Raw genomic sequence first — 16,115 nt, 5'->3', positions numbered from 1 at the left:
ATGACCAGTGCCACGTCGCGCAGCGACGCGAAACCCGGGCCGACGCCCGGAACGCCCGGAGCACGTCCGAAGCCGGCGCCACCGGCGGGAACCCCGGTGCGCGTCACCGGCGCGCAGTCCCTCGTGCGCTCGCTCGAGGCGGTCGGCGCCGAGGTGGTCTTCGGCATTCCGGGCGGCACCATCCTGCCCGCCTACGACCCGCTGCTGGACTCGACGAAGGTCCGTCACGTCCTGGTCCGCCACGAGCAGGGCGCCGGCCACGCCGCCACCGGCTACGCGCAGGCCACCGGCAAGGTCGGTGTCTGCATGGCGACGTCGGGCCCGGGCGCGACCAACCTGGTCACCCCGCTGGCCGACGCGAACATGGACTCCGTCCCGGTCGTCGCCATCACCGGGCAGCAGTCCCGGGCGCTGATCGGCACGGACGCGTTCCAGGAAGCCGACATCTGCGGCATCACCATGCCGATCACCAAGCACAACTTCCTCGTCACCGACCCCGTGGACATCCCGCGGACGATCGCCGAGGCGTTCCACCTGGCGTCCACGGGCCGACCCGGCCCGGTCCTGGTGGACATCCCCAAGGACGTGCTGCAGGAGATGACCTCGTTCTCCTGGCCGACGGAGCTGCGGCTGCCGGGCTACCGCCCCACGCTGCGCCCGCACGGCAAGCAGGTCCGCGAAGCCGCGAAGCTCATCGCGAAGTCGCGCCGCCCGGTGCTCTACGTCGGTGGCGGCGTCATCAAGGCGGAGGCGCACGAGCAGCTGAAGCAGCTCGCCGAGCTGACCGGCATCCCGGTCGTCACGACGCTGATGGCGCGCGGCGCGTTCCCCGACTCGCACCCGCAGCACCTCGGCATGCCGGGCATGCACGGCTCGGTCGCCGCGGTCGCGTCGATGCAGCGCGCCGACCTGCTGGTCGCGCTCGGCGCCCGGTTCGACGACCGGGTCACCGGCCAGCTGTCGTCGTTCGCGCCGGACGCCGCGATCGTGCACGCCGACATCGACCCGGCCGAGATCTCCAAGAACCGCAAGGCCGACGTGCCGATCGTGGGCGACTGCAAGGAGATCATCGGCGAGCTGATCGCCGCCGTCACCACGGAGTTCGAGCACGGCAGCAAGCCCGACCTCGCCGACTGGTGGACGCTGCTGGACGACTGGCGCAAGACCTACCCGGCCGGTTACGAGTGGCCGGACGACGGTTCGCTGTCGCCGCAGTACGTCATCGAGCGGATCGGCGAGCTCGTCGGCCCGGACGCGGTGTACGCCGCCGGCGTCGGCCAGCACCAGATGTGGGCCGCGCAGTTCGTCAAGTACGAGAATCCGCGCACCTGGATCAACTCCGGCGGTCTCGGCACGATGGGCTTCGCCGTGCCGGCCGCGATGGGCGCGCAGTTCGGCGTCCCGGACACCCCGGTGTGGGCGATCGACGGCGACGGCTGCTTCCAGATGACCAACCAGGAGCTGGCCACCTGCGCCATCGAGGGCGCGCCGATCAAGGTCGCCGTCATCAACAACGGCAACCTGGGCATGGTCCGGCAGTGGCAGAACCTCTTCTACTCGGAGCGGTACTCCAACACCGACCTCGGCACGCACAAGCACCGCATCCCGGACTTCGTGCTGCTGGCCGAGGCGCTCGGCTGCGCCGGCCTGCGCTGCGAGACGAAGGAAGACGTCGACGCCACCATCCGCCGCGCGATGGAGATCAACGACCGCCCCGTCGTGATCGACTTCGTCGTGGGGAAGGATGCCCAGGTGTGGCCGATGGTCGCCGCGGGCACCGGCAACGACGAGATCATGGCGGTCCGGGGCATCCGGCCGCTGTTCGACGACGACGAGGTTTCGGTCGAGACGACCGAAGCCGCCGCGGAAGGTGAGCGCTGACGATGAGCGTCCACACCCTGAGTGTCCTGGTCGAGAACAAGCCCGGTGTGCTCGCGCGCGTCTCGGGCCTGTTCTCCCGCCGCGGGTTCAACATCGAGTCCCTCGCCGTCGGGCCCACGGAAAACCCCGAGGTGTCCCGCATGACGATCGTGGTCGCCGTGGAAGAGCTACCGCTCGAACAGGTGACGAAGCAGCTCAACAAGCTGGTCAACGTGATCAAGATCGTCGAGCTGGAGCAGTCGACCGCCGTGCAGCGTGAACTGCTGCTCGTGAAGGTTCGCGCCGACAACACCGTGCGCAGCCAGGTCCTCGAAACCGTCCAGCTCTTCCGGGCCAAGGTGGTGGACGTCTCTCCTGAGGCGCTCACCGTCGAGGCCACCGGGACGTCCGACAAGATCGGTGCGTTGCTGCGGATGCTGGAGCCGTATGGCATCCGCGAGCTCGTGCAGTCCGGCATGGTCGCGGTGGGCCGAGGCGCCCGTTCGATCACCGCCACCTCCCCGCGTTGAGAATGTAAGTCAGGAAAGGAAGCAGTACCCCCATGGCAGTGGAAATCTTCTACGACGACGACGCCGACCTCTCGATCATCCAGGGGCGCAAGGTCGCTGTCATCGGCTACGGCAGCCAGGGCCACGCCCACTCGCTGAGCCTGCGCGACTCCGGCGTCGACGTCCGCATCGGCCTGCCCGAGGGGTCCAAGTCGCGGGCGAAGGCCGAGGAGCAGGGCCTGCGCGTGCTCACCCCGGCCGAGGCGTCGGCCGAGGCCGACCTGATCATGATCCTGGCGCCGGACACCAAGCAGCGCTTCATCTACGAGCAGGACATCGCGCCGAACCTCAAGGACGGCGACGCGATCTTCTTCGGGCACGGCTTCAACATCCGCTACGACCTGATCAAGCCGCCGGCGAACGTCGACGTCGCGATGGTCGCCCCGAAGGGCCCGGGCCACCTGGTCCGCCGCCAGTTCGTCGACGGCAAGGGCGTCCCGGCGCTCATCGCCGTGGAGCAGGACGCCTCCGGCAACGCCCAGGCGCTCGCCCTCTCCTACGCCGCCGCCATCGGTGGCGCGCGCGCCGGCGTCATCAAGACGACGTTCAAGGAAGAGACCGAGACCGACCTCTTCGGTGAGCAGGCCGTGCTCTGCGGTGGCGCGTCCGCGCTGGTGCAGACCGGTTTCGAGGTGCTCACCGAGGCCGGCTACGCCCCGGAGATCGCCTACTTCGAGGTGCTGCACGAGCTGAAGCTGATCGTCGACCTCATGTACGAGGGCGGCATCGCCCGCCAGCGCTACTCGATCTCCGACACCGCCGAGTACGGCGACCTGACCCGCGGCCCGCGCGTCATCTCGCCGGCGGTCAAGGAAGAGATGAAGAAGATCCTCGGCGAGATCCAGGACGGCACGTTCGCCCGCGAATGGGTCGCCGAGGACGAGGCCGGCCGGCCGAACTTCACCAAGCTCGAGGAGCAGGGCAACCAGCACCCGATCGAGGCGACCGGCAAGAAGCTGCGCGACCTGATGTCGTGGGTGGACCGGCCGATCACCGAGACCGCCTGAGTCACACCAGCCGAAGGGGACGTCCGTTGCGGGCGTCCCCTTCGGTGCGTTCGGTGGTCGTTTCGCTACGCTTGCGACATGAGTGAGCAGCCGGTCGACGACAAGGCGCACATCCGGCACCACCTCGACTTCACGAAGGCGGAGTGGATCCGGGCGGAGCCGGAGGGCGTCACCCTCGACGACTGCGTCGAGTACGCCTTCATCGAGCACACCGACGGCGTCACCTACACCGCCATGCGGCAGTCGGCGAAGCCGGACGGCGTCATCCTCGTCTTCACGCCGTCGGAGTGGGACGCGTTCGTCAAGGGCGTCCGCGACGGCGAGTTCGACCTGCCCGAGGACCTCGCGGAGGCCTAAAGCTTCGCGGCCAGCTCGGGGATCGTGCCGAGGTCGCCGGCGATGCCGAGGTGGTCGCCGTAGTCGCGGGACTCGACGACCAAGCCGTCGCGGATGCGCATGGCGAAGATGTTGGCGATCCGTACCGGGCGGCCGGCGTACTCGCCCTGGTAGGCGAATTCGGCGATCAGCACCTCGGGATCGGTGCCCTCGTAGGTGACCAGGTCGGTCGCCTCGAAGTCGACGCCCATCCCCGCGGCCTGCTTGAAGTGCGCCCGCAGCTCTTCGCGCGTCCGGACCACGGCCGAGCCCGGCTGGAACGGGTGCGTGACGTGCGTTTCCTCGGCGTACAGCTCCGCCAGCTCTTCGCCGCGCTTGTCCGAGACGCCGTAGACGAGCCGCTCGAACACCCCGCGCCGGCTCGCCGGGTCGCTCGACGTCCGTGGCCCGATCGGCGACAACTCACGCGGCGGTGCCTGCTCGTACGCCTTCGCGAGCTGGTCGACGCCGTCACGGATCGCCGCGAGGCGCAGGTAGTCGTGGTAGTCGCGGGAGTGGACGATCAAGCCGCCCGAGACGCGCAGCACCTGGATGTTGGCCGTCGCGATCGTGCGGCCGGTTTCGACCGACTCGGCGTCGTAGTCGTATTCGGCGACGATGACCTCGGGGTCGGTCGTCTCGTGGACGACGACGTTCTTGCGCGTGAGCCGCAGCGCGCCGGCGAGGACGCCGGTGAACCGCTCGTGGACCGCCGCGCGGCCGGTGATGCGCGTCGGCCGCGGCACGGCCTGCGGGTGCTCGACGACGGTGTCTTCGGCGTAGAGCGCGGACAGGTCGGCGAAGCGTCCTTCGCTGATGCCGTCGGACAACGCGGTGAAGACGTCGCGAGGTGTGGTCATGGATCCTCCCAGTGGGCAAAACGGAGTCTGTAGTCCGTCTATAACGATACGGACTACAGACTCCGGTTGTCTAGCGAAGGAGGGCCCGGGCGGCCGGCTGCTCGCACACCTCCGCCCACGTCGCCGGGGTGCTGTCGAAGCGCGCGTCGCGCGCGCCGACGTCCGCGCCGTTTTCGACCAGGGCGCGGATGACGTCGAGGTGCCCGGACTGCGCGGCGAGGTGCAGGGCTGTGACGCCTTCGCCATGGTTCGGCCCGCCGAACGTGCTCCGGTGGTTCACGTCGGCGCCGAGGTCCAGGAGCGTCCGGACGGCGGCGAGCCTGCCCTGCGCCGCCGCCCACGTCAGGGCCGTGCCGCGGTAGACGTCGGCGTTCACGTCGGCGCCCCGCGCGACCAGCGCTCGCAGAGCTTCGACGCGGTCGTTGCGGGCGGCCCAGGACAGGGCTTCGTCCACGACCTCGGCGGGGTCATCGGTCGGCTGCCAGGCCGGGAAACCGCTGTGGGGCCGGTAGAAACCCCGGTGGGCGCCGGGATTGCCCGACGTCAGGAGCTCGTCGATGAAGGCGGTGTCGCCGAGCCCGGCCGCGACGCGCAGGTTGCCCGGCGCCCGGCTGTGCTTCGCGAGCGTCTCGGCGGCTTCGCGGTGGCCCCAGAACAGGGCGACGACCAGGGGAGTGCCGCCGTCGCCGCGGGCCGGGACGTCGACCGGGGCGCCGCGCTCCAGCAGCAGGCCGAGCAGGTGCGGCAGGTTGCTGTAGGCGGCCTGGTGCAGGGGTGTCCAGCCGTGGACGTTGCCGCGCGCCGGGTCGGCGCCGTGGTCGAGCAGGAGCCGGCTGAGCCGTTCGTCGCACGTCGCGCCGGCCATGCCGAGCAGGTCGTTGCCGTTGGTGCCGCGGGCGGTGACGAGCCCGGGGAACTCGTCGAGGAGCTTTCCGAGGCCGTCGAGGTCCCTGGCTTCGACCGCCCGGTACGCGCGGGCGAACGGCTCGCCGCTGTCCACAAGGGACTTGACGTGCGCGCGGAGTGCTTTCCAGGAAACGAATCCGTGTTCCCGGGCGACGACCGCGCGGGCGCCGTCACGAGTGAATGGCTGTTCCCAGCGGTCGAACGGCTCGCGTGCGCCGGGCGTCTCGTCCTCGGCCGAGGCGAGCAGGCCGAGCGCGCGCTCGGCGTAGTACTCGACGTCCTGGTGGTACGGGTGCTGCAGGGTTTCGCCGTGTTCGGTGACGCGCCGGACGTACGCGCGCAGCTTCGGCCAGCTCGGGAAACCGTGGTCGCGGGCGATCCGGAACTGCGCTTCGGCGAGCTGGACGCCTTCGGCGCGCGCGAGCTCTTTCGCGCGCTTGCGGAGTTGTTCGAGGTTGAGTCCACCGGGCACGGTCGTGCCTCCTTTCCTCATCGCCCGTGGTCCGCCGGCACCGGGCAGGAAAGAAGGTGCGTAGCTGGTGGTGCGGTGAAACGGGGGTGGGCTCGGCCCTTTCCGCGGACGGGACGCGGCCCCTGCCGCGCCCCGCCAGCCTACCCCGGTCAGGGCCGGAGATCGGCCAACCGGCGGTAGGACTTCTCCGTGCGGGCCAGCACCTGGACGCAGACGTGGTCGGCGCCCGCGTCGAGGTGGGCGCGGATCCGGTCCGCGACCGCCTGTTCGCCGGTCACGACGATGGCGTCGACCAGGCGGTCGCTGCCGCCGTCGGCCAGGTCGTCGTCGGTGAAGCCGAGCCGGCGCAGGTTTTGCTGGTGGTGCGGGGCCTGCCGGACGTACAGGCCGACGTGCTCCCGGGCCACGTCCCGGGCGTCCGCGTCGAGCACCACCGCCTGCTCGACGGCGAGGTACTTGCCCGGTCCGAGCCGCTCGCGCGCCATCGCGGTGTGCTCCGGCGGGACGAAGTACGGGTGGGCGCCGTCGGCGCGTTCGGCCGCCAGGTCCAGCAGTTTCGGGCCCAGCGCCGCGAGCACCCGGCGCGGGCGGGGCGACGGCTGGGGCAGGCCCGGCAGCTCGGCCGCGTCCATCCCGTCGAGGTACTCGCGCAACGCCGTCAGCGGCCGCGCGCCCGGCCGGTGCCCGCCCAGCCCGGCGACGAACCGGCCCGGGTACGCCTCGCCCAGCGCCCGGACGGCGCCTTCCGCGGCGAGAGGGGAGCGCTGGTCGAACCGCGCGACCCCGGTGGCGACCGTCAGCTTCGACGTCGCCGCGAGCAGCAACCCCGCCTGCGTGAACGCTTCCCGGCCGGCGAACTCGCCGAACCAGATCGCGTCGAAGCCGAGTTCCTCCACCTCGGCGGCGGTTTCGCGCAGCTCGGTGCTCGAGGCGCCGTCGAAGAACCGCCAGATTCCCACGCTCATCGGAGCACCTCCGGGGCCAGGTCGAGCAGGGCGTCCACAGTGGATTCGAACGAAGCCGCGGACGGGGTCAGCAGCACGTGGTCCGCACCCGCGTCCAGGAGTTCGCCGAGGCGTTTCGCGATGGTCGCCGCGTCGCCCCACAGGACGAGGTCGTCGACGAACCGGTCGCTCGGCCCGGCGATGTCGGCTTCGGTGTAGCCGAGCCGTTTCCAGCCCGCGAGGTACACGGTGACGGAGTACTCCCGCGACTGCGCCACCCGACGCCGCACGCTCTCCCGGGCGTCCTCACGGCTGCCGAGCAGCACGGTCTGCTGGGGGATCAGCAGCTTGTCCGGTCCGAGGATTTCCCGTGCGTACGGCGTGTGCGAGACGGGCTGGGCGAACGGGTGCGCGCCGTCGGCGTGGTCGCGCGACAGCTCCAGCATCCGCGGCCCCACGGCGGCCAGCACGCGCGGAAACGCCACCGGCGAAGGGCTTTCGGCCGCAGCTTCGTCCATTTCGGACAGGTAGTCCCGCATCCGGTCGATCGGCCGGTAGTCCTCGCCGAGCTTCGCCGCCTGGAACGCGTGCCCGACGCCGATGCCGAGCACGAACCGGCCCGGGTGGGCCTGGGCGAGCGTCGCCCCGCCCTTGTACGCGGTCGTTCCGCGCCGCAGCCAGGTGTTCGCGATGCCGGTGCCGAGCACGACGTCCGGCACCGTGGCCAGCAGGTCGCCGAAGTGGGCGAACACCTCGCGGGTGCCGGGTCCTTCGCCGCTCCACACCGAGCCGTAGCCGGCTTCGGCGAGCCGCCGGGTGGCCGCGCGTTCGACGTCCGGGGGTGGTGCCAGGGGCGCGCTGGGCAGCCAGGCGCCGACCGCGCCGAGCCGCGCCCGCGTGTCTTCGATCAAGGTCATCCTCGTTCCCTCCAGTAATGTGAGGCTGCCTCCGGTTAATATACGGAGGTAGCCTCCGATTGGCTACCCGGTAGGGTCGGAAGGGCGATGACCGAAGTCAAGCCGATGCGCGCGGACGCCCGCCGCAACTACGAGCGCCTCCTCGAAGAGGCGCAGCGCGCCTTCGCCGAGCACGGCGTCGAGGCGTCGCTGGAAGACATCGCGCGCCGCGCCGGGGTCGGCATCGGCACGCTCTACCGGCACTTCCCGACGCGCGACGCCTTGCTCGAGACGCTGCTGCGGGCCCGGTTCGACGGCCAGGCCGAGCGCGCGCGGGAACTGCTGGCCCACCCGGAGCCGCTGAACGCGCTGCAGGCCTGGCTGGCCGGGCTCGGCGACGCGACCGGCACGTTCCGCGGCCTGGTGGAGCTCACCGCCGACGCGCTCAGCGACGAAACGTCCCGGTTGTACGAATCGTGTCACGCGATGCGGGAAGCCGGTTCCCATCTGGTGGAACGCGCGAAGCGGGAAGGCGAACTTCGCCCCGACGTCACCACGCACGAGCTCCTTCTGTTGCTGCACGCGGCATCCTGGGCGGGCGGGCACCTGCCGAGCCCCGGGGGCATGCAACGCCTCCTGGCTCTTGTTTTCGAGGGATTACGGGTGAGTTAACACCGGGAGAAGCCAGCGGACGGTCCTGCGGGTTAAACTCCGCCTCGACCGGGGCACAACGGCGTGCTGAGACCCTTTGTCGACACAGAGCGTCCTGGAAATGACCAGATAGTGGGAGCCGCATCGTGAGCAAGCCCAGCAAACCCGTCGTCCTCATCGCGGAGAAGCTCGCCCCCTCCGTGCTGAGCGTCTTCGGTGACGAGGTGGAGGTCCGGCACGTCGACGGCACGGACCGATCCGCGCTGCTCGAGGCGGTGAAGAGCGCCGACGCGCTGCTGGTCCGCTCCGCCACCCAGGTCGACGCCGAGGTCCTCGGCGCCACGACGCACCTGAAGGTCGTCGCCCGCGCCGGCGTCGGCCTGGACAACGTCGAGGTGCCCGCCGCCACCGAGCGCGGCGTCCTGGTCGTCAACGCGCCGACGTCCAACATCGTTTCCGCCGCCGAGCACGCCGTCGCGCTGCTGCTGGCGGTCGCGCGCCGCGTCCCGGCCGCCAGCCAGAGCCTGCGCGGCGGCGAGTGGAAGCGCAGCTCGTTCTCCGGCGTGGAGCTGCAGGGCAAGACGATCGGCGTGGTCGGCCTCGGCAAGATCGGCCAGCTGTTCGCCCAGCGCCTCGCCGCGTTCGACACGAAGATCATCGCCTACGACCCCTACGTCTCGGCCGCGCGCGCGGGCCAGCTCGGCATCGAGCTCGTCACCCTCGACGAGCTGCTGTCGCGCGCCGACGCCATCTCCATCCACCTGCCGAAGACGCCGGAGACCAAGGGCCTCATCGACGCCGAGGCGCTGAAGAAGACCAAGCCGGGCGTCATCATCGTGAACGCCGCCCGCGGCGGGCTGATCGTCGAAGAGGACCTGGCCGACGCGCTGCGCTCGGGTCACGTCGGCGGTGCGGGCATCGACGTCTTCGTCACCGAGCCGACCACGTCCAGCCCGCTGTTCGAGCTGGACAACGTCGTGGTGACCCCGCACCTGGGCGCGTCGACGGCCGAGGCGCAGGACCGTGCGGGAACGGACGTCGCCCGGTCGGTGCTGCTGGCCCTGCGCGGCGACTTCGTCCCGGACGCGGTGAACGTCTCCGGCGGTGGCGCGGTCGGCGAGCACGTCCGCCCGTACCTGCTGCTGACCCAGAAGCTCGGCCAGCTGCTCACGGCCCTGAACCCGAAGGCGCCGACGTCGGTGACCGTCCAGGTCAAGGGCGAGCTGAGCAGCGAGGACACCGGCGTGCTGCAGCTGGCGGCGTTGCGCGGGGTGTTCACCGGCGTGGTCGAGGACCAGGTCACGTTCGTCAACGCGCCGCAGCTCGCGGAGAAGCTGGGCGTGCAGGTCGAGCTGGAGACCGAGTCGGAGAGCCCGAAGTTCCGCAGCCTGGTCACCGTGCGCGCGGTGCACGCGGACGGCCAGGTGCTGACGGTGTCCGGTTCGGTCACCGGCAAGGACGAGGTCGAGAAGCTCGTCGAGGTCAACGGCCGCGGGTTCGACCTGCGCGCCGAGGGCACGGTCCTGCTGGTCGAGTACGGCGACCGCCCGGGCGTGATGGGCCGCGTCGGCACGCTGCTCGGCGAGGCCGGCATCAACATCGAGGCCGCGCAGATCAGCCAGACGACCGACGGCTCCGACGCCGTGATGCTGCTGCGCGTCGACCGCCACATCGACGCGCACCTGCTGGAGCCGATCGGCGCCTCGGTCGGGGCGCACACGATCCGTGCGGTGGACTTCAACTGAAGTAACACTTTCGAAGGCCCCTCGTCACCCGACGGGGGGCCTTCGTGCGCCAATCACATTCACGTAACGGAGTCCTTTGCCTACGTAAGTAGGTGATTTGGGGCATTAAGTTCTCCCCGCGAGGTTGAACCACGCGTCGTCGAGGGCACGGCGCTGTGCCGCGCTTCACCGTCGGGGGTGTCCGGAGCGGCAGGCAGGTTCGGGTCCAGACCTCGGGTAAGGGGCCGACTGATGAGCAGATCCCGCCTACCCGCGCGCGCGACCACGGCGGCCTTCGCCGTGGTGCTCGCCGCCGCGCTCGGGGCGCCGGTCGCGACAGCGGCGGATGCGCCGCTGGCCGATCCAGTGGCGCCGGCGAAGATCGACGACGCCAAGCTGCAGGGCAAGGTTTCGCCCCGGCTCGGTGCCGCGCAGGGCCGCGTCACCGCGTTCGTCGAGCTGGCCAAGAAGCCCGCCGTCGACGCGTTCACGTCCGCGCAGCCGCAGGGCAAGGAGGCCGCCAAGCGGGCCGCCCGGGTCGCGAAGGACGACACCGCGGCCGCGGTGAACTCGGTGCTGGGCCAGCTGCGCTCGGCCGATGCCAAGCCGCAGGTCGTCACCCAGACCGCCAACGCGGTCCCCGGCGTGGTCGTCACGGCCGACGCCGCGAAGCTGCGGGAAGTCGCCAAGCGCGCGGACGTCGTTTCGGTGCGCACGGTCGTGCCGAAGACCCGCACCAACGCCAGCGCCGAGCAGCTGACCAACACGCTCGCCGCGTGGCAGCAGACCGGCAGGTTCGGCGACGGCGTCCGCGTCGGCGTCATCGACGACGGCATCGACTACACCCACGCCGACTTCGGCGGCCCGGGCACCAAGGCCGCGTACAACGGCGTCGACCGCACCAAGCCGACCCCGCTCTTCCCGAGCGCCAAGGTCGTCGGCGGCACCGACCTCGTCGGCGACGACTACGACGCCGCGACGCCCGGCAAGACCACCCCGGCGCCGGACCCGAACCCGCTCGCCTGCGGTGAGCACGGCACGCACGTCGCCGGCACCATCGGCGGCTTCGGCGTCACGGCGGACGGCAAGACCTTCAAGGGCGACTACAAGAAGCTGGACGCCAAGAAGGTCGACGCGATGCAGATCGGCCCCGGCACGGCGCCGAAGTCGCTCCTCTACGCCATCAAGGTGTTCGGCTGCGCGGGCTCGACGAACGTCACCTCGCAGGCGCTCGACTGGGCGCTCGACCCGGACGGCGACGGCGACTTCACCGACCACCTCGACATCGTCAACCTCTCGCTGGGTTCCGACTTCGGCGCGCCGGACGACCCGGATTCGCTGTTCGTGCGCAAGCTCGCCGCGAACAACGTGCTCCCGGTGATCTCCGCGGGCAACGGCGGCGACATCAACGACGTCGCCGGCTCCCCGGGCAACACCCCCGAGGCGCTGACCGTCGCCTCGACGCGCGACGCGGGCGTCCTGCGCGACGCCGCCGAGGTCAAGGCACCGACGACCGCCGCGGGTCAGAAGACCGGGCAGTACAGCCAGAACTACACCGGTTACGACACGCTCGACCTGACCGCTCCGGTCGTCGCGCTGTCCGCGTCGAACGCCGCGGGCTGCGCGCCGTACTCCGCCGCGGACAAGGCGAAGGCGGCGGGCAAGTTCGTCTTCCTGGAGTGGGACGACAACGACTCGACCCGCGCCTGCGGTTCGGCCGCGCGCGCCAACAACGCGCAGGCCACCGGGGCGAAGGGCGCGCTGCTTTCGTCCACTTTGGAGCACTTCAGCGCGGGCATCGCGGGCAACGCGGCGATCCCGGTGTTCCAGTTCACCGGCTCCGCGACCAAGACGCTGCGCGCGGCGCTGACCGCGGGCACGCTGCAGGTCCGGCTCTACGGCGCCGGGCGCGCCTCGATCCAGACCTACGACAAGACCATCGTGGACACCCCGAGCTCGTTCACCTCGCGCGGCACCCGCGGCCCGGCCGTCAAGCCGGACGTCGCCGCGCCCGGTGACACGATCACCTCGGCGTTCCGCGGCAGCGGCAACGGCCGGACCGTCCTTTCGGGCACGTCGATGGCCGCCCCGCACACCGCGGGCATCACGGCGCTGGTCCGCCAGTCCCACCCGGACTGGTCGGTCGAGGAGGTCAAGGCGTCGGTCATCGACACCGCCGGCCACGACGTCTCCGACGGCGCCGGCCACACCTACGCGCCGCAGCGCGTCGGCAGCGGCCGGATCGACGCCAAGGCGGCGCTGGACAACCAGGTGCTCGCCTACGTCGTCGACGACCCGGGCGCGGTCAGCGTCAGCTTCGGCACGGTCGAGGCTTCCGGGCCGGTGACGCTGTCGAAGACGATCAAGCTCGTCAACAAGGGCGTCACGGCCGCCGAGTACTCCGTGGCCTACCAGGCGGTCAACGCGCTGCCCGGCGTCGAGTACACAGTGGACAAGCCGACGGTGAAGCTGACCCCGCGCGGCACCGCCAAGGTCAAGGTGACGCTGAAGATCACCGACCCGAAGGCGCTGCGCAAGGTCATGGACCCGACCATGCAGGCCACCCAGGCCGGCCTGGCGCGGCAGTTCGTCGCCGACGCTTCCGGTCGTGTCGCCTTCACGCCGGTGAGCGGGGCGAAGGTGCCGCTGCGCGTGTCGGTCTACTCGGCGCCGAAGCCGGTGTCGACGATTTCGACGCCGCAGTCGGTGAAGTTCGCGCCGGACGCCACCCAGGCCGTGCTCAACCTGACCGGCAAGGGCGTCGACCAGGGCACCGGCGCGCAGCGGTACCGCTCGCTGATCAGCGTGCTCGAGCTGCAGGCGGAGTCCCCGCAGCTGCCCGAGTGCGACGCGGACGTGGTCACCGACTGCACGGTGAACAAGACGGCCAAGGGCGGCGACCTCCGCTACATCGGCGCGGCGTCCACCGCGCCGCTGGCGAAGGAGCAGGGCGAGCCGGAGAACGCGATCCTCGCGTTCGGCCTGTCCACGTGGGGCGACTGGGCGAACATCGGCAGCAACACCTCGCCGTTCGTCGACATCGACACCACCGGGGACGGCACGCCGGACTTCGAGACCTACGTGACCAAGGCGACGTCCACGGACGTGCTGCTGGCCGTCACGGTCGCGCTGACCCCGGGCTTCCCGCAGGTGGACGTCCAGGCCGTCAACGGGCAGCTCGGCGACGTGGACACGAACGTGTTCGACACGAACGTGGTCACGCTGCCGGTTTCGCTGGCCGCGCTGGGCATCGACGCCAACGCCGAGTCCCACCGCATCTCCTACACGGTGGGTGTGAGCGGTTTCTACGTCGCGCCGGGCACGACGAACGGGCTGATCGACTACGTCGGCACGCCGCTTTCGTTCGACGCGCTGGCGCCGGGCTACTCGGTGCAGGGTGGCGGCGACGCCGCGCTGGGCTACGTCGCGAAGCCGGGAACGGCGCTGGTCGTCAACCGCGACGCCGCTTCGGCCGCGGCCGACAAGGCCCTCGGGCTGCTCGCCATCGAGCACCACAACGCCGCGGGGAACCGGGCGAACGTGGTCAAGGTGGACGCCGCCCAGGGCGCCCGGCCGGGGAACGAGCGTCAGCCGATCGGGGCTGGTCACCGCTAGTCCCGGCCAAGATCGATCAGTGCAGGAACAGGGGCGTTCCCGGCGGGTTTCCGCCGGGGACGCCCCGCTGCTGTTCCCCCGATCGGGTGTCTCACCCTGCGGGAGGATGCGGCATAAGGGTGGTGCGGCTACGGCCGTTTGTCTACGGCCGGTAACCTTCCGGCTGCTGGCGTTTTGTTGCGGTGGGCCATCGGTGCATCCGGTGGCCTCGTCGACGGAGGTGTGTGGATGCGGCTCGCGGTGATCCCAGGAGACGGGATCGGGCCCGAGGTGGTCTCCGAGGCGCTGAAGGTGCTCGGCGAAGTAGTACCGACGGCGGAGATCACGAACTACGACCTCGGCGCCGCGCGGTGGCACGCGACCGGTGAGCTGCTCCCGGAGTCGGTGCTCGGCGAACTCCGCCAGCACGACGCGATCCTGCTGGGCGCGGTCGGCGACCCGACGGTGCCGAGCGGCATCCTCGAGCGCGGCCTGCTGCTGCGCCTGCGGTTCGAGATGGACCACCACGTCAACCTGCGCCCGGCGCGGCTGTACCCGGGTGTCCGGGGCCCGCTGGCCGACGCCGGCGACGTCGACATGGTCGTCGTGCGCGAGGGGACCGAAGGCCCGTACGCGGGTACTGGTGGTCTGCTGCGCAAGGACACCGAGCACGAGATCGCGACGGAGGTCAGCGTCAACACGGCGTTCGGCATCCGCCGCGTGGTCGCGGACGCGTTCAACCGCGCCGAGGCCCGGCCCCGCAAGCACCTGACGCTGGTGCACAAGACCAACGTGCTCGAGTACGCGGGTTCGCTGTGGTCGCGGATCGTCGAAGAGGTCTCGCTGGAGCACCCGGAGGTGACGGTCGCGTACTCCCACGTGGACGCGGCGACGATCCACCTGGTGACGGACCCGTCCCGGTTCGACGTGATCGTGACGGACAACCTGTTCGGCGACATCATCACGGACCTGGCGGCCGCGGTGACCGGTGGGATCGGGCTGGCGGCGAGCGGGAACCTGGACATCACGCGCCGGAACCCGAGCATGTTCGAGCCGGTGCACGGGTCGGCGCCGGACATCGCCGGGCAGGGGCTCGCGGACCCGACTGCCGCGGTGCTGTCGGTTTCGCTGCTGCTGGACCACTTGGGTCAGAAGGAGGCGGCTCGGCGGATCGAGGCTTCGGTGGCTTTCGACCTGGCTACCCGGGACCAGTCTTCGCCGGGGGCCACCACGGCCATCGGGGATCGGTTGGCGGCGCTCGTTTCTTCCAACGTGCGGACGGCCGGCTGAGTTTTTCGCTTCGGAAAAGCCCCGCGCCTCGACTGGTGCGGGGCTTTTTCGTGTCCGGGGTTGCGGCTTTTGCGCCGTGCCGGGCGGTCGTGTTTTGGGTGGGTCCCGGCTGCGTTGGTGTCGTGAATGACTCATTCACCTCCTCCGATGACGGGGTCCCGGCAAAGTCGGGTGGGGCGATGCTCCGCCCGGCACCACTGCCCGCGGAACGCCGGGCCGAAGAGGCGCTTCGGCGGGACGCCGAGCTTCGGTGGTCATGAACGACTCGTTCATCGCATCCGGCGAGGTGAACGGCTCGTTCATGCCATCCGCCGCCTGAACGACTGCGCCTCGTCTCGCCTCGCCACGAAGGCCGACGCGAAAGGCGAGAGGCCCTCGAGAACCGGCACCGACGAGAACCCAGACTCCCCCGCACCCCGATCCGAAGCCAGAACACGGCGGGCAGCGCCGGGTCAAGGCATCTTTCCCGCCTTGACGCGGTGTTGCCGGCCGTAGTCACCATGACAGCTTCGGGGTGCCGGAAAGGCTTTGGCAGGGCAGTTGCCCCCGCGCCACCTCACGCGACCCGAATGCACGTCCCCAAGCCCCACCCCGCCCCACACGCTATGACCCATTCCAGTCACCTGACGCCAGGGCTCCACCAGCCGGGCGGGCGATGCTCCGCCCGGCACCACCGCCCACGGAACGCTGGACCGAAGAGGCGCTTCGACAGGATGCCGAGCTTCGGTGGTCATCAACGACTCGTTCATGACGTCACCGGCCCCCGGACCGGCCGCACCGATCCGACTTTGCCGGGACCCTGTCCTCCGATGAGGTGAATGAGTCATTCACGACACCAGGGACTCCGCAGCGACCGTCCCCGGCAGGTTGTCCACAGCATCGCTGTGATGTGGACAAGCGCACCGCGACACGCCTTTCCGGCCGGGTTTGTCGGTGGGCGCCGATAGACTGGACCGGGGTCAGCCCC

12 protein-coding genes are annotated in these 16,115 nt (G+C 70.7%); 8 read left to right on the top strand and 4 right to left on the bottom strand.

The window, feature by feature from the left end:
- The 4 genes from ACERZO_RS43455 to ACERZO_RS43440 all read left to right on the top strand — a co-directional run bounded on the left by ACERZO_RS43455 (window position 1) and on the right by ACERZO_RS43440 (window position 3,793).
- The gene (locus ACERZO_RS43455; protein ID WP_372671826.1) at window positions 1-1,881 is read left to right on the top strand and encodes an acetolactate synthase large subunit; all 1,881 of its coding nucleotides are present in this window, start codon (window positions 1-3) and stop codon (window positions 1,879-1,881) included.
- Between the two features lie 2 nt (window positions 1,882-1,883).
- Window positions 1,884-2,390: an acetolactate synthase small subunit gene (ilvN, locus tag ACERZO_RS43450; protein WP_003080760.1), complete on the top strand. Its 507-nt coding sequence runs from the start codon at window positions 1,884-1,886 to the stop codon at window positions 2,388-2,390.
- Between the two features lie 32 nt (window positions 2,391-2,422).
- Window positions 2,423-3,436, top strand: a complete 1,014-nt coding sequence (gene ilvC / locus ACERZO_RS43445; RefSeq protein WP_043780773.1) for a ketol-acid reductoisomerase — start codon at window positions 2,423-2,425, stop codon at window positions 3,434-3,436.
- A gap of 78 nt (window positions 3,437-3,514) precedes the next feature.
- The gene (locus ACERZO_RS43440) at window positions 3,515-3,793 is read left to right on the top strand and encodes a DUF397 domain-containing protein (protein ID WP_086670329.1); all 279 of its coding nucleotides are present in this window, start codon (window positions 3,515-3,517) and stop codon (window positions 3,791-3,793) included.
- Here ACERZO_RS43440 and ACERZO_RS43435 read toward each other — a convergent pair.
- From ACERZO_RS43435 to ACERZO_RS43420, 4 genes are all read right to left on the bottom strand, one after another.
- Window positions 3,790-4,671: a nuclear transport factor 2 family protein gene (locus ACERZO_RS43435; protein ID WP_372671825.1), complete on the bottom strand. Its 882-nt coding sequence runs from the start codon at window positions 4,669-4,671 to the stop codon at window positions 3,790-3,792. The genes ACERZO_RS43440 and ACERZO_RS43435 overlap by 4 nt on opposite strands.
- Before the next feature lie 70 nt (window positions 4,672-4,741).
- Complete coding sequence (locus tag ACERZO_RS43430; protein ID WP_372671824.1) at window positions 4,742-6,070, bottom strand: ankyrin repeat domain-containing protein; 1,329 nt, start codon at window positions 6,068-6,070, stop codon at window positions 4,742-4,744.
- A gap of 128 nt (window positions 6,071-6,198) precedes the next feature.
- Window positions 6,199-7,014 carry a TIGR03620 family F420-dependent LLM class oxidoreductase gene (locus ACERZO_RS43425; RefSeq protein WP_372671823.1) on the bottom strand — a complete coding sequence of 272 codons (816 nt, stop codon included), beginning with the start codon at window positions 7,012-7,014 and terminating at the stop codon, window positions 6,199-6,201.
- Window positions 7,011-7,910 carry a TIGR03620 family F420-dependent LLM class oxidoreductase gene (locus tag ACERZO_RS43420; RefSeq protein WP_372671822.1) on the bottom strand — a complete coding sequence of 300 codons (900 nt, stop codon included), beginning with the start codon at window positions 7,908-7,910 and terminating at the stop codon, window positions 7,011-7,013. The genes ACERZO_RS43425 and ACERZO_RS43420 overlap by 4 nt, the downstream gene beginning before the upstream one ends.
- An 87-nt stretch (window positions 7,911-7,997) precedes the next feature.
- On the opposite strand from ACERZO_RS43420, the gene ACERZO_RS43415 reads away from it, so the two are divergent.
- The 4 genes from ACERZO_RS43415 (at window position 7,998) to ACERZO_RS43400 (ending at window position 15,148) form a co-directional block, all read left to right on the top strand.
- The gene (locus tag ACERZO_RS43415) at window positions 7,998-8,561 is read left to right on the top strand and encodes a TetR/AcrR family transcriptional regulator (protein ID WP_372671821.1); all 564 of its coding nucleotides are present in this window, start codon (window positions 7,998-8,000) and stop codon (window positions 8,559-8,561) included.
- A gap of 125 nt (window positions 8,562-8,686) precedes the next feature.
- Window positions 8,687-10,285 carry a phosphoglycerate dehydrogenase gene (gene serA / locus ACERZO_RS43410; RefSeq protein ID WP_372671820.1) on the top strand — a complete coding sequence of 533 codons (1,599 nt, stop codon included), beginning with the start codon at window positions 8,687-8,689 and terminating at the stop codon, window positions 10,283-10,285.
- 231 nt (window positions 10,286-10,516) lie between these two features.
- Window positions 10,517-13,879 (top strand): S8 family peptidase, encoded by a 3,363-nt coding sequence (locus tag ACERZO_RS43405; RefSeq protein WP_372671819.1) that lies wholly within the window; start codon window positions 10,517-10,519, stop codon window positions 13,877-13,879.
- Window positions 13,880-14,107: 228 nt separating this feature from the next.
- Entirely contained in the window at window positions 14,108-15,148 is a 1,041-nt protein-coding gene (locus ACERZO_RS43400) for a 3-isopropylmalate dehydrogenase (protein WP_372671818.1), read from the top strand.
- The last annotated feature ends 967 nt before the right edge of the window (window positions 15,149-16,115 follow it).

It is taken from the genome of Amycolatopsis kentuckyensis (assembly GCF_041679295.1).
Taxonomy (GTDB): domain Bacteria; phylum Actinomycetota; class Actinomycetes; order Mycobacteriales; family Pseudonocardiaceae; genus Amycolatopsis; species Amycolatopsis kentuckyensis_A.
Note: the sequence above shows the minus strand (reverse complement) of the source record. Positions and strands in the feature narration are given on the sequence as shown.